Source organism: Seonamhaeicola marinus (assembly GCF_008085455.1).
Genome location: NZ_VSDQ01000570.1, coordinates 1 through 297 on the forward strand (window position 1 = coordinate 1; position 297 = coordinate 297).

Below are 297 nucleotides of genomic sequence, written 5' to 3' on the forward strand. Positions count from 1 at the left end.
AACAGAACCAAGTGCTGGTAGTGATGCCAACTCGGGTAAAACAAAAGCTGTACTTTCTGAAGATGGAAAAAGCTATAAAATTACAGGACAAAAAATGTGGATATCAAACGCAGGTTTCTGTAATTTAATGATTGTTTTTGCAAGAATTGAAGATGATAAATACATTACCGGATTTATAGTTGAGTATGACCCTGAAAACCCTAACGGAATTACTATGGGTGAAGAAGAACATAAACTTGGTATCCGTGCTTCTTCAACGCGTCAGGTATTTTTCAATGACACGGTTGTACCTGCAGA

At 37.0% G+C, this 297-nt stretch carries 1 protein-coding gene; it reads left to right on the top strand.

Annotated features, from left to right (window positions below):
• On the top strand, positions 1–297 hold a 297-nt coding region (locus FUA24_RS08315), incomplete at both ends, for an acyl-CoA dehydrogenase family protein (protein WP_187388226.1).